This window comes from Nocardia colli, assembly GCF_008704205.1.
GTDB classification, from domain to species: Bacteria; Actinomycetota; Actinomycetes; order Mycobacteriales; family Mycobacteriaceae; genus Nocardia; species Nocardia colli.
Genome location: NZ_VXLC01000020.1, coordinates 1 through 12,962, shown reverse-complemented (window position 1 = coordinate 12,962; position 12,962 = coordinate 1). Strand labels below are relative to the sequence as shown.

General features: G+C 69.2%; 11 protein-coding genes. 1 reads left to right on the top strand and 10 read right to left on the bottom strand.

Translation table 11 applies throughout. The features are described 5' to 3' along the window. Positions 1-850 precede the first annotated feature (850 nt). From F3087_RS33950 to F3087_RS33925, 6 genes are all read right to left on the bottom strand, one after another. A complete protein-coding gene (locus F3087_RS33950; protein WP_150406208.1) occupies positions 851-2,158 on the bottom strand; it encodes an RsmB/NOP family class I SAM-dependent RNA methyltransferase in 1,308 nt (435 codons plus the stop codon). A 1,417-nt stretch (positions 2,159-3,575) separates the two neighbouring features. Beyond that, positions 3,576-4,499 (bottom strand): methionyl-tRNA formyltransferase, encoded by a 924-nt coding sequence (gene fmt / locus F3087_RS33945; protein ID WP_150406207.1) that lies wholly within the window; start codon positions 4,497-4,499, stop codon positions 3,576-3,578. Beyond that, the gene (def, locus tag F3087_RS33940; RefSeq protein WP_150406206.1) at positions 4,499-5,065 is read right to left on the bottom strand and encodes a peptide deformylase; all 567 of its coding nucleotides are present in this window, start codon (positions 5,063-5,065) and stop codon (positions 4,499-4,501) included. The genes fmt and def overlap by 1 nt, the downstream gene beginning before the upstream one ends. A 138-nt stretch (positions 5,066-5,203) precedes the next feature. Beyond that, positions 5,204-6,127: an esterase/lipase family protein gene (locus tag F3087_RS33935; RefSeq protein ID WP_150406210.1), complete on the bottom strand. Its 924-nt coding sequence runs from the start codon at positions 6,125-6,127 to the stop codon at positions 5,204-5,206. 145 nt (positions 6,128-6,272) lie between these two features. Beyond that, positions 6,273-6,926, bottom strand: coding sequence for a PadR family transcriptional regulator (locus F3087_RS33930; RefSeq protein ID WP_150406205.1), 654 nt, complete (start codon positions 6,924-6,926; stop codon positions 6,273-6,275). A gap of 103 nt (positions 6,927-7,029) precedes the next feature. Next, a complete protein-coding gene (locus tag F3087_RS33925) occupies positions 7,030-7,614 on the bottom strand; it encodes a TetR/AcrR family transcriptional regulator (RefSeq protein ID WP_150406204.1) in 585 nt (194 codons plus the stop codon). A 72-nt stretch (positions 7,615-7,686) separates the two neighbouring features. Here F3087_RS33925 and F3087_RS33920 point away from each other — a divergent pair, with 72 nt between their 5' ends. Continuing rightward, complete coding sequence (locus tag F3087_RS33920; RefSeq protein WP_223885555.1) at positions 7,687-8,541, top strand: SDR family oxidoreductase; 855 nt, start codon at positions 7,687-7,689, stop codon at positions 8,539-8,541. A 190-nt stretch (positions 8,542-8,731) separates the two neighbouring features. Here F3087_RS33920 and F3087_RS33915 read toward each other — a convergent pair whose 3' ends face one another. From F3087_RS33915 to F3087_RS33900, 4 genes are all read right to left on the bottom strand, one after another. After that, positions 8,732-9,427: a YqeB family protein gene (locus F3087_RS33915; protein ID WP_150406203.1), complete on the bottom strand. Its 696-nt coding sequence runs from the start codon at positions 9,425-9,427 to the stop codon at positions 8,732-8,734. Further along, positions 9,424-10,029: a TetR/AcrR family transcriptional regulator gene (locus F3087_RS33910; protein ID WP_150406202.1), complete on the bottom strand. Its 606-nt coding sequence runs from the start codon at positions 10,027-10,029 to the stop codon at positions 9,424-9,426. Before F3087_RS33910 ends, F3087_RS33915 begins: the two co-directional genes overlap by 4 nt. 91 nt (positions 10,030-10,120) lie before the next feature. After that, complete coding sequence (locus tag F3087_RS33905) at positions 10,121-10,519, bottom strand: SSI family serine proteinase inhibitor (RefSeq protein WP_150406201.1); 399 nt, start codon at positions 10,517-10,519, stop codon at positions 10,121-10,123. Between the two features lie 582 nt (positions 10,520-11,101). Continuing rightward, a complete protein-coding gene (locus tag F3087_RS33900; RefSeq protein ID WP_191094275.1) occupies positions 11,102-12,784 on the bottom strand; it encodes a primosomal protein N' in 1,683 nt (560 codons plus the stop codon). Positions 12,785-12,962 lie beyond the last annotated feature (178 nt).

The window sequence follows — 12,962 nt, the reverse complement described above, 5'->3', positions numbered from 1 at the left end:
CATCGACCGCGTGAATCCGCCCGAGAGACCACCAGCACCAGTTCCCCCTCGATCCCGCACCTCTACTCACGTGGCGCGAACCGCGCACACCGGACCAGTCGCGCGGTTGCCCACGATGCTGTGCACCAGACAACCCACACCGCCGCGCAGATGCACGCTGCCGCGCACCAAATCGCAAGCCGCGCACCACATCGCTGACTGAAAGATGCGCGGCACACGAAAACACACGCAGCCCACCACTCGTGGCTCCGGATCAGCCGCGCTCAGCTACGTGCCGTGCGCCGCGTATGGGTCATGCAGCCGCGCATGAAGTTGTTGACTGAACTGCGCGCGGGGTGCCGAAATGCGCGCGGCCAGTGGCACATCCCAATCGGCTCCAGACCAGCCGATGCCAACCCACGGGTCGAGGCGACGCGCAGATCGCGCACTGTCATGCAACTCTGCTAGCCGAATCGTGCGGGTCGCACGAAACTGTACCCCGCAGCCAGGCACGAACCCTCGGCCCGAGCAAACGCTGGCGGTTGCGCACGGCTCAGGTCTGCGCGCGCACGGTCCAGCTGGCCGAGCAAGATGTATACAGCCGCGCATGAATTTGATGGCTGAATCGTGCGCCGATCGCCGAAATGCGCGCGGCCAATGCCACAGCACGGGTCGAGGTGACGCGTGGATCCCGCACCGTCGTGCAATCCGCTGGACGATTCGTGCGCAGCGCACAAACCATGCGCAGCCCGATGCCAGCCCCGCGTGTCACATCGGCGCAAAGGAACACCGCCGCGCACGGTAGAGCTGGCCGCGCACGATATTGATGGCTGGATCGTGCGCGGCTCGTAGAACTGTGCGCGGCGGCCGGTCAGGGTTTGCGGAGGGCGGCCATGAACATGGCGTCGGTGCCGTGGCGGTGGGGCCAGAGTTGGGCGGTGGGGCCGTCACCGAGGTCGGTGACGCCGGGGAGGAGTTCCCGGGTGTCGAGTTGTTCGGCGCCGAGGCGGCGGACGGCGTCGGCTACCACCACGACGGTTTCCTGGAGGTGGGGGGAGCAGGTGGAGTACAGGAGGACGCCGCCGGGGCGCAGGAGATCCCATGCGGCGGTGAGCAATTCGCGTTGCAAGGTGACGAGTTCGGCGACGTCGGCGGGGGTGCGGCGCCAGCGGGCCTCCGGGCGACGGCGGAGGGCGCCGAGGCCGGTGCACGGTGCGTCGACCAGGATGCGGTCGTAGCCGGGGGTCAGTCCGCTGGCGCGGCCGTCGGTGACGTGGATGTCGACGGGCAGGCCCTGTACGGATTTGCGGACGAGTTCGGCGCGGTGTTCGGCGGGTTCGACGGCGTCGAGGCGGAAGCCATCGATCGCGGCAAGGGTGCCGAGCAGGGCCGCCTTGCCGCCCGGGCCGGCGCACAAATCCAGCCAGCGGCCGCCGTCCGGGCCGTTCAACGGGGCGCGGGTCAGTGCGAGCGCGACGAGTTGACTGCCTTCGTCCTGCACGCCGGCCATGCCGTCACGGACCGGTTCGAGTTTGCCGGGGTCGCCGCCGTCCAGGTAGACCGCGTACGGCGACCAGCGGCCCTCTTCGCCGCCGGTGACCAGCGCCAATTCCTCCGCGGTGATTTCCCCGGGCCGCGCGACCAGGTGGACCGCGGGCCGCGCGTCATCGGCAGCCAGCGCGTCGTGCAGTTCACCCGCCCGCGCACCGAGCGCGTCGGCGAACGCTTGCGCGATCCACACCGGATGCGCGAACTCGAACGCCAGCCGCCCCACCGGATCCTTCGGCGCGAGCAGCTCGACCCACTCCTCGACCGTCTTCTCCCCCGCGCGCCGCAGCACCGCGTTCACGAATCCCGCTTTACCCGCACCGAATTCGGCCCGAGCGAGCGCCACCGACGTATCGACCGCCGCATGCGCCCCGATCCGAGTCCGCAACAGCTGATACACGCCCAGCCGCATGACATCCAGCAACGGCCCATCGATATCCGCGATCGGCCGCCCCGCCCCGGCTTCGATCACCGCGTCGAGCAGCCCGCGCGAACGGCAAGCCCCATACGCGAGTTCGGTCGCCAGCGCCGCATCCCGCCCACTGATCCGCCGCTCCCGAAGCAGCCCGGGCAGTACAAGATTCGCGTACGCGTCGCGCTCACGCACCGCCCGCAAAACGTCCCGCGCCACAAGCCGAGGCGCGTCGACGGGATCGTTGGCAGTAGGACGTCCCCCCGCAGCAGATCCCCGATCCTTCGACCCACCACCACGTTTCGCCGATGCAGCCGCACGATCCGCCGAACGCGAACCACCATGCGCCGCTCCCCCGCCGCGACCGGCCGACCGGCCAGCGCTATTTCCCGCACCACGATTCGCCGATTCCGCACCCCGCCCGACATCCGACCGCGAACCACCCTGCGCCGACCCGCCGCGCCCGGAATGCGTGCTACCGGAATTCGAAGACCCCGCACCACGCGTCGGGCGGTCGCCACCCGCTTGCCCCGTTCCCCTACGACCGGAGTCCGACCGTGGGCCGCCTTCATTCGATCGCGGCGCCGATTGGCCTGCGCCGGTTCCCGCGCTGCTCTTCGCCGATTCGGCACCTCGCGCAAAGTCTGCACGTCCGGCCGACCGCGAACCACCCTGCGCCGACTCACCGCCGCGCGCCACTGCCGACCGGCCCGCGTCATCAGCCGTGCGCGGACGCCCCTGCCACGCACCGCCACGACCGGAGTCCGACCGTGCCCCACCGTCATTCGATCGCGGCGCTGACCGGCCAGCGCTAGTTCCTGTACCACTCTTCGCGGATTCGGCACCCCGCCCGACGTCCGAACGTCCAGCAGACCGCGAACCACCCTGCGCCGACTCACCGCCGCGCGCCACTGCCGACCGGCCCGTGCCATCGGCCGAGCGGGGACGGCCCTGCGTCGACCCACCCCGACTCGACTCCGGACGGCCCGCGGCGGATCCGCCCGAGTTCGATGAGGCCGCGCGACGCACCGGACGCTCACTCGACTCGTCAGACCGGTTCCACTTCGCTTGTGCGGGGCGCTGATTCGAGCCTGCGGGCCGCCCGCGCGAGTCGTCGCGCCGTGGAGTGGACTGGCGCGCGGAGTCTCCCGCACGCGCACTGTTCGTTCGAGCACCCGTGTTTCCGCGTCCCGACTCCGTACCACTCGATCGCGACGAATCACGAGACTCGTTGCCGCGCTTGCGCTCCGGGGGCGTCATGCGACCACCGACCCCTGGGCGAAACCGGCAGCCCGGTCGAATAGCGAATCCGTGTACCGTGCCGTCATGCTCCACCGCTCTCGTTGAGGTCGCGGCGCTCGGCCACGGACATAAGGACTGCGACCGCCTTCGGCCACGGAGGGGGCCTGCTGTCCGCACCGAAGGACAGCCATCCGATCGGGCCGCGTGTGCGACACGTAGACGGAGTCCCAGCACCCCGACTTTCGCTGCACAGCCGTCACATAGTTCGGCCGATCGACCAGCGGCACGCCACCGCGCATGGCGGCAAAGACGTTCTGCGACAACGGCATAGCGGACTCGCCGCAGACAGACGTTCGCTCCGCCAAGACCTGACGGGCGCGACGATCGAGGATCGTCACTCGACCACCGCGCCGGGCTGCAAGCGTGCGCCGCGGGCCCAGTCGAGGGCGGCCATCATGCGTTTGCCTTGTGGCTGAACCTGGTCCAGGCGGATCGCGGTGGTCGCGGTGCCGACGAAGACGCCGGATTTGCGGACCTCGATGGTCCGGGGCGGCAGCTCCTCTTCGACCAACTCGACGGGGCCGAGCTTCAGGCGATTGCCGTCGACCTCGGTCCACGCGCCGGGGGCGGGGGTGACGGCGCGGATGCGGCGGGCGATGGCGAGCGCGGGCAGGTCCCAGCGGATGTGCGCGGCGTCGGCGGTGATCTTGGGGGCGTGCGAGACGCCATCGGTGGACTGCGGAACCGCTTGCAGGGAACCGTCTTCCACGCCGTCGAGGGTCGCCTCGAGCAGTTGGGCGCCGCTGATCGAAAGCCGTTCGAGCAGTCCGCCGGCGGTGTCGGTGACGGCGATCTTCTCGGTCACCATGCCGAACACCGGACCGGTGTCGAGCCCCGCCTCGATCTGGAAGGTGGACGCGCCGGTCATCTCGTCCCCCGCGTCGATCGCGGCCTGCACCGGCGCCGCGCCGCGCCAGGCGGGCAACAGCGAGAAGTGCAGGTTGATCCAGCCGAAGCGCGGGATGTCCAGGACCCGCTGCGGCAGGAGCGCGCCATAGGCGACGACCGGGCAGCAGTCCGGAGCCAGCGCGGTGAGCTCTTCGATGAACTCGGGCTCGGCGGGCCGCCGCGGCGTCAGCACCGGAATCCCGTGCTCGTCGGCCAGCAGCCCGACCGGCGACCGGGTCACCTTGCGCCCGCGACCGGCCACCGCGTCCGGCCTGGTCACCACGGCGATCACCTCGTGCCGCCCGGATTCGATCAACCGCCGCAGCGACGGCACGGCCGGCTCCGGCGTGCCCGCGAAAACGATGCGCATCAACGACCCCGTCCGAACGGACCGGCCTGGCCCGTTCCACTCACCGACCGTGACGGCCGCGCCGTCACGCCCGCACTGAACCAATCGGATTCACGGATGGTCCGCATCGCGTCCTTGCGCGCCGCGGGGTCCAGCCGATCGATGAACAACACGCCGTCGAGATGATCGGTCTCGTGCTGCACGCAGCGTGCCAACAGCCCTTCGGCACTGAATTCGACCGGCGCACCGTGCATGTCGACGCCGCGCGCCCGCACCCGCAGCGCCCGCCGGGTGTCGTAGCGCACCCCGGGAATCGATAGGCAGCCCTCGGGTCCGACCTGCTCCTCGTCGCCGGCCACTTCCCACTGCGGGTTCACCAGGTGCCCCGCCGCGTCATGAGTGTCGTACACGAAAACACGCAACCCCACTCCGATCTGCGGTGCGGCCATACCGACGCCACCATCGTCGTGCATGGTGTCGGTCAGGTCGGTCACCAGCTGCTGAAGGTCCCGGTCGAACGCGGTGACCTCCGCCGCGCGGGCGCGCAGAACGGGATCGCCGAACAGGCGAACAGGCTGAATGGTCACGGCAAACTCCCGGAAGCGGACGAACACGGTCGTCTCATTCTAGTGAGACGACCGAATGTCCCCGATCCACCAGCCCGAAGCTGGTAGAACTCCAGTGCGGTCGGACGGGGTGCGTTGTCCTCCGTCCGGCCGCCCTGCCTACGAGTTACCGGCGATGATCACTTCGGGGATGCCGGTGCCGAGCATCACCGGACGGCAGACCGGGGCCGGGGTGGTCGGATCCAGCACGTTGAGCAGCAGTTGCTGCACGAACGGGTCGTAGACCATGTGGAAGTGCCCGGTCAGGTCGATCGGGCAGCGATCCTGCAGGGAGATGTTCTCCGCGCCGGGGCCGCGCAGCGCGATATTGCTGTTCGGCTGGATCATCTCGTCGACCTTGCTGCCGATGGTCGTGTACATCGGGCCGGGCACGGTGTCACCGCCGGCATTGAGCGCGGTCATGACCTCCGAGCCCTGCGCCTGCTGCACCGCGGCGAGCGAGGTCACCCGCGCGAACGCCTGCAACCCGCCCGGCACCGCCTGCACGACGGGCACCAGTCCGTACATCACCCCGCCGTAGCTCGGCGACGCCAGGCCGACCCACTTGCCGACCTTCGGCGCGCCGCCGAGCTTGTTGGTGTAGAACCGGGTGACCGAGGCGCCCTGGGAGAATCCGACCAGGTCGACCTGGGTGGCGCCAGTGGCGGCCAGTACTCGGTCGACGAAGTCGCCGATCTGGTACGAGCTGAGCACCACGTCCTCGGTGCCGTAGCTGTCCGCCCCCGGGCTACCGCCGTAATTGAGCGCGAAGACGCAGAATCCGGCGGCGGCGAGCTGTGGCGCGATGGCCGAATAGTCCGAGTAGGCGCTGGAATCCGTGCCGTGCGCGAGCACCACCGGCCGCGGGTGGGCGGCGTTCGGCTTGCAGTCGAAGTTGTTGGTGCCCAACGGAACCGCGTTCTTGTGGGTCTTCAGATAAGCTGCCGCACCGAGGTGATCGGTCTGCGGCGGGCCGGGCTGGGTGGGGATCTCGGGCGGGCGGTAGCCGGAGGGCGCGCCCTGCGCCGCACCGGTGCCGAGCATCGCTACCACGGCGAGTGCGGCGACCAGCACCGCCTTACCCAAGTGTGAAATTCCCCAAACCCACAAACCCCGAAACTGTCGCATCTCACAATGATCTACTGAACCCGCCCCAAATGCGCGCTCCAGCGCGGTGTTTCACACCCCGTTACTTTTCGGGGGTCTCGTCTTCGGCCAGGATTCGGTAGAGCGACTTCCTGGTCTCGGTGAGCAGCTCCGCCGCCTTGGCCGCCTGTGCGGGCGTGCCCGCCGCCGCGACCTGGGCGACCGCGCCCATCAGCTGACCGACGAGTTCACGCAGGTCGATGGCCTGCGCGCCGACGTCTTCCTTGACGTCCGCCCACGGGTCGCCCAGCTCGTCCTTGTGTTCGGCGACGTAGGCGGTGCCCGTTTCGGTCAGCTGAGCCGTCTTGCGCCCGGCGACCTTCTCGATGAGGACCAGGCCCTCGTCTTCCAGCTGGGCCAGCGCGGGGTAGATGGACCCCGGGCTCGGACGCCAGACGTCGTCGCTGCGCTCGCGGATCTGCTGGATCAGTTCGTAGCCGTGCATCGGGCGCTCGGTGAGCAGCAGCAGGACCGCCGCTCGCACGTCGCCGCGCCGGCCACGTCCGCCGCGGCCTCGACCGCGACCGAAGTGCGGTCCGAAGCCCGGCCCGAAACCTGGGCCGAAGCCCGGTCCGAAGTCGGGACCGTGTCCGTGCCGTCCGCCGCGGCGGAACCGCTGACGGGGGTCGAAGTCCTCGCCGCCGTGACGCTGCCACGGGCCGCGCCGGCCGAATTCGCGTTGTTCTTGGTGTTCCATGATGGCCTCCTCAGGCTCTCGTGTTCGTTTCATGTTGTCGACGATATATCGGCAATGCATCGAACGCAAGGGTCAATTTTTCGATTCCCGGAGACCTGGGGGTTCACGGCACGAGCGAGTCGATCCAGCGCCCGAGCCGGTCCCCCTCCGTCACCATCAGCTCGGGGTCGCGGAAGGTGTTGGTGAGCAACGAGATTCCCTGATAGGCGGCGATCAGAGCGACGGCGAGGTCGCGCGCGTCGGTGCGGCCCATGGCTTCGAATTGACTCTCGGCCCAGTCGACGAGCCGGCGCATGACGTCGGCGAGTTCGCGGTCGAGACCATCGGCGCGCTTGTCGAGTTCGGTGGCGAGGGTGCCCGAGGGGCAGCCGAATCGGGCGGCCGTTTCGCGTTCGCCGACCCAGCCGCCGATCAGCGCTTTGAGGCGATCTTGCGGGGTGGGCAGCTGGTCGAGCATGGCGATGAGTTCGTCGAGCGTCTGGTCGTGGGCGCCGATTGCGGCGCGGACCAGCTGGTCTTTGGTTTTGAAGTAGTAGTAGACGTTGCCGACCGGGACGTCGGCGGCGTGGGCGATGTCGGCGATGGTGGTCTTCTCGACGCCTTGTTCGTGGAACACGCGGGCCGCCGCCGCGCCCAGGCGCTCGCGTTTACCACCCTTCGGGCGTTCTGCAGATTCTGAGTTAGTCATGTAACTCACTATAGACACGCTGCGGGTTCGTCCGATACGTTCTTGTTAGTCAGCCAACTAACTTAAATGGAGATGAAGAAGATGATCGTGGTTACCGGGGCAACTGGAAACATCGGCGCGCACCTCGTGCGGGGCTTGGCCGAGGCGGGTCAGGAGGTCACTGCGGTGTCGCGGGGTAACAAGGAAGTCGCGTGGCCAGAGGGAGTGCGTTCGGTGGTCGCCGATCTGGGCGATCCGGGCAGCCTCGCCCCTGCCGTGGCGGGTGCCGATGCGTTGTTCCTGCTCATCACCGGTGAGCAACTGGTGAGTGGGCCGGATCCGGAGCGAGTGCTGGAGGTCGTGCGGGCCGCGGGTGTTCGGCGGGTGGTGTTCGTGTCGTCGCAAGGGGTGGTGACCAGGGCCGATGCGGAGGGTTATGCGCGGTTGATCGCCTTCGAGGAGGCGATCCGGCGGTCCGGGTTGGAGTGGACCATTCTGCGGCCTGCCGGTTTCTATGCGAATACGTATGCGTGGGCGGAATCCGTGCGTGCCGAACGGACGGTCGCGGCACCCTTCGGGGCGATCGGGTTGCCGTCCGTCGACCCCGCCGATATCGCCGCGGTCGCGGCCGCCGCGTTGTCCGAGGACGGGCATGCCGGGCAGATCTACACCCTCACCGGGCCGTCGTTGAGCACGCCGCAGGAGCAGGCGGCGGCGATCGGCGCGGCGCTGGAAGTACCGGTGCGGTTCGTGGAATTGACTCGGGCGCAGGCACATACGGGGATGGCGCAGTTCATGCCCGAGTCCGTGGTCGAGCACACGCTGTCGATTCTCGGCGAGCCGACGGCCGCCGAGCAGGAGATCAGTCCGGATGTCGAGCGGGTGCTGGGCCGGGGGCCCGCGAGTTATGCCGAATGGGCGCAACGTAATCGGGCCGTGTTCGCCTGAGCATTAATGGGCAGTGGATGCCATGCGGTAGCGCCTGATCAGCGGGATCACGTGCCCGGATCAGGTCGCCGACTATCGGCTCGCCGACATTGCGCCGTACGGGAAGCCGGCCCGGTCGGCGAGGTAGACGAGGCCACCTGGTCGGCAAGGTCGCCGCACTGGCCGACGAATTGGGTTGCAGCGCGCCCGCTTATCCCGCGTGGTCGAAGAGTCGAATGTGCTGCTCGCCCTGGCGATCCCGGACATCGATGCCCAGTTCGAGCAGTTCCTCGTCGAGTTCGGCTACGTCGAGCGGCTTTTCGTCGGCGAGCGCGCGGCGCCGGGCTCGCAGGATGGTGTCGACGGCCTTCCCGGTTTCGGGGCGGCCGTCGGCCCAGCGGAAGTAGTCCGCGCCGAATGGGTCGTTCCGGTCGAGCCAGGGGTAGCCGTGGGTGCGGAAGGCGTTCTCGATGTCGGTGCGGTTCAGGTCGTTCGCGCCGAATCGGGCAAGGCGGCGCTTGTTCCGATCGGTGAGCACCAGGTCGGCGTCCTCACGGAACACGGCGGCGACGTGCTTGCGCGGTACATGTTGTGCGCGCGCTTCTTTCACCAGTTCGACGTGGTCGTCGGCGACGGTGAGGACCAGGCTTTCCGCGCTGCCGATCCCGAAAAGCACGCCGCCCGCGATGGTTCCGATGACGGTGGTGGCGAGCACCAGCCACACCGTCGGCACGCTCATCGCCAGTTTCAGCGGACCGGGGCTGCCGTCGAAGGTTTCGGTCATCCAGTGGCCGACCGGATGCACGGCGAATCCGATGCCGCAGCCGATGGCAAGGCCGCCTGCCGCGAACAGCCAGGCCCACATCGTGGAAATGCGCAGCACGGTGGGTGCCGAGACGTTGGTCATGGGTGCTCCGTTTCGATCGGTCGCAGCAGCCGGGACACGGTCGCGCGCACCAGCGGGCGCGGGTCGTGCGGGTGGTCCGGGTCCGCGTTGAGAAATGCGCCGTCGATGACGGCGAGGATCCAGCGCGCGGTTTCCCCCGGCTCGAATCCTGGGTCGAATTGCCCGGTGCGGAGGCCGCGCCCGAGCAGGGTGGTGAGCGCGTCGGCGCTGAGTCGCGCGTCCGCCAGCACGATCGTCGCCAGTTCCTCGTCGTGGCCGAGGCGGCGCAGCAGTTCGAACATCAGGCCGGGGGCCGACGGGTCCAAGGCCTCGCCGGCCAGTGCGTCGACGATGTCGAGAATGGCGGCGAGGCAATCGGTTCGGTCGATGTGGCGGGCGAAGAGTTCGGTGTGTTCGGGAATGGACAGCTCGAAGATCGACCGGAAGACGGCAGCTTTGTCCTTGAAGTAGTAGAAGACGCTGCCCGAACTCAGGCCGGCGGCGCGGGCGATCTGGGTGGCCGTGGTGCGTTCGTAGCCGTGCGTGGCGAACTGCTCGGCGGCGGCCATAGTGATGGCGCGGCGGCGTTCGGCGACGCGATTCGGATCCACGGTACGGGCCATGCGCCGATCGTATCATTAACTGATCGGCCAGTTAAAGAATTATTCGGTCTCGTTCGGGCGGCTGAGACGTACTGCGATCGACCTCCGGCGACTAGAAGACCGGGGTGGTGCGCGCGCTCAACTCGCACTTGTTGCCGAAGGCTTTTCGCCAGTCGACCTGCTTGCCCTGCCAGGTGCCGGTCACCGAGGCGTCGACCGGCTCGAAGACCTGGATGCAGGCGGTGGTGGGATCGCCGGGGAGCTTGTCGAAGTCGCCACCCACCGCGGCCAACGCCGCGCAGGCCGCTTCCGCCTTGGGGTGATCGCCGCCGGTCGGCTCGCAGGTGAGCGTGACGTGCGTCGGCGCCGAGCCCGGAGCCGCCGGCGTGACGGTCAACGTCAGGTTGGTCTTCGGCGACTCGGCGTCGTCGTCCGAACAGGCCGCCAACCCGAGCGCGACGACCACAAGGCACGCGGTCGCTAGGGTGCGGCGGAGCGAAGAGGTCGTCATCCGTCCACTCAATCACGACGCCGAGGACGTTTCCGATAACTTCTGGCTAACTCGCCGTACGACACGCGGCAGCATCGATGATTCTGGCCCGAAACCAGGTGCAGTCGATGGCGTTCCGCACTGCCGCGGGCCTGCCGCAGTCGCACTCAGGCGGCTCGAACCGGCGGCAAACGTGGCCTGGTCAGCCGCTATCGACCGAATCGATGTGAAACTCGGGAATCGATGTCCGCGCCGTCAGGTCCCGATAGCGGCGAGGGTTATCGCAGAGCGGGACATGGCGGCGCAGCTACCCGCGATTTCCAGCTGCCATGTCCCATTGGTCGTGAGAGTTGTCATCGAGCGGGACATGAGGGCGTGGCTACTCGATCTTTCGCGCTGACATGTCCCGTTGGCCGAGAGGTTGTTGTCGAGTGGGACGTGGCAGCTCGGCGATTTGTAGTTCCCTGCTGTGTGTCACGCCTGGGTCGGGCTGGCCGCGCTGCGGAGCGTAGAGAGGGCGGGTGCCACGGATCGATTGAGCGCGATTGTGAGGCAACGGCTTGCAAGCACTGTCAGCGTTACACCGCAGGCGTCCAACCCGGATCAACCGATGTCGACCGGGTCGATCTGGACGCGGAGCGGGGCGTCGGAGCGGTGGGTGCTGCGGATGGCTTGGGCGGCGGTGAGGGCGCGGGCGAGGGCGGCGCCGGACTTGCGGTCTACGCGCAGCAGGATTCGTTCGACCTCGGCGGGGGTGTCGCCGGAGGAGAAGGGTTTGCGGGCGCCGTCGGGCAGGGGTACCGGGCCGAGTACCTCGACGTCGGCGGGAAGTTCTGTGGCGGAGAGCAATTCGGCGATGGAGTCGGAGGTGCCGTCGACCGCGGCTATGCGCACGGCGGGCGGGAAGCCGACCTCGGCGCGGGCGGCGAGTTCGTTGCGGGCGTGCCAGACCGGGTCCCAGCGGAGCATGGCCTGCACGGTGGGAATCGCGGCTTCGGCCATCACGATGACCTGGCCGCGCGAACGCACCAGGGTCGCGGCGGTCATCCAGCGGCGCAGCGTGTCCTCGGACGCGCGCAGGTCGGCGCGGCTGAGCAGGGCCCAGCTGTCGAGCAGCAGAGCAACTCCGTAGCCACCGGGCAGCACCGGTTCCGCGCCGACGGTCGCGACCACCACCTGCGGGCCCGGTTCCACCGTGTCGAGCATCGCGCCGCCGCCGGAGCCGCGGATCGGCACGCCGGGGAACGCGCGGCCGAGTTCCTCCGCGGTGCGGCTCGCGCCGATCACCACGGCCCGCAGCGCCCGCGAACCGCAGGACGAGCAGCGGAACGCCGCCTCGGTGATGCCACACCAGCGACAGGCCGGGCTGTGCGCGGCGTCGCCTTGCGAATCATTGTGCCGCGCACGACCGTCCGGCAATGCGAGCGGTCCGTTGCAGTGCCGGCATCGGGCAGGGGTCCGGCATTTCGCGCAGGCCAGCGACGGGACATACCCGCGCCGCGGCACCTGCACGAGCACGCCCGCGCCTTCCTTCAGCGCCGCCCGCGCGGCCGCAAACGCGACGCCGGGAATCCGGACCGCCTTGGCGACCGGATCCCGCTCCATCGCGAGATCGGTGTCGCCCGGCACGCTGATCCGCGGCGCGGCGTCCCGCACCACGGCCCGGTCGGCGACAAGGTCGTGCGCCCAACCGGTTTCGACGATCGCCTGGACCTCCGCCGTGCGCGCGAAACCGGCCGCGACGAATGCCGCCCCGGTCTCGTGCGAACGCAGCATCGCCACCTCCCGCGCATGCGGATACGGCGACCGCGGCTCGGCGTAGGTGTCGTCCCCGTCGTCCCAAATCGCGATCAGCCCAAGGTCTTTCGCCGGTGCGAACACCGCACTCCGCGTCCCCACCACGACCTTCGCCGTCCCCCGCAGCACCGCCAGCCACCGCCGATACCGCGCCGCAGGACCCAACCCCGCGGACAACCCGACCGCCGAATCCCCCAGCAGCCGATCACATTCCGTCAGCACCCGATCCAGATCCCGCTGATCCGGCACCATCAAGATCGCGCTCTGCCCCCGCCCGACCACCGCCCCCGCCAACTCCGCCAACCGCCGAGGCCAGTCCTCCCCCGGCAACGCCTGCCAAGCCGCCCGCGGCCCCTTCCCCGCTTCGAGCGCCGTCAGGAACGCCGCACCATGGATGTATCGGCCCCAAGGCCCATGATCGACGGGGGCAGCCGCGCCGTCGTCCGATTCCGCCGCCGAAACAGCCTGGCTGCCATCCGATTCCGCCACAGAAGCGGCTCCGCCACCATTCCCCGGGCCGGCCACGGACGCGTCACTGCCGGCGCCTGCACCTGACGCCCCACTCGCGCCGTCTGCGGAATCCGAGACTCGCCGACCGATGTCCGCTCCGCCGGCCCGGCTCCCGCCCGCCGCCGACTCCGACGCTTGCGCCCCATCCCCCGCGGCT

Bases quoted from the DNA above. Each gene is read 5' to 3' on its own strand.
- fmt (WP_150406207.1), bottom strand. From the start codon at position 4,499: ATGCGCATCGTTTTCGCGGGCACGCCGGAGCCGGCCGTGCCGTCGCTG.
- F3087_RS33935 (WP_150406210.1), bottom strand. From the start codon at position 6,127: ATGCTCGGCACCGGTGCGGCGCAGGGCGCGCCCTCCGGCTACCGCCCG.
- F3087_RS33930 (WP_150406205.1), bottom strand. From the start codon at position 6,926: ATGGAACACCAAGAACAACGCGAATTCGGCCGGCGCGGCCCGTGGCAG.
- F3087_RS33925 (WP_150406204.1), bottom strand. From the start codon at position 7,614: ATGACTAACTCAGAATCTGCAGAACGCCCGAAGGGTGGTAAACGCGAG.
- F3087_RS33920 (WP_223885555.1), top strand. From the start codon at position 7,687: ATGAAGAAGATGATCGTGGTTACCGGGGCAACTGGAAACATCGGCGCG.
- F3087_RS33915 (WP_150406203.1), bottom strand. From the start codon at position 9,427: ATGACCAACGTCTCGGCACCCACCGTGCTGCGCATTTCCACGATGTGG.
- F3087_RS33910 (WP_150406202.1), bottom strand. From the start codon at position 10,029: ATGGCCCGTACCGTGGATCCGAATCGCGTCGCCGAACGCCGCCGCGCC.
- F3087_RS33905 (WP_150406201.1), bottom strand. From the start codon at position 10,519: ATGACGACCTCTTCGCTCCGCCGCACCCTAGCGACCGCGTGCCTTGTG.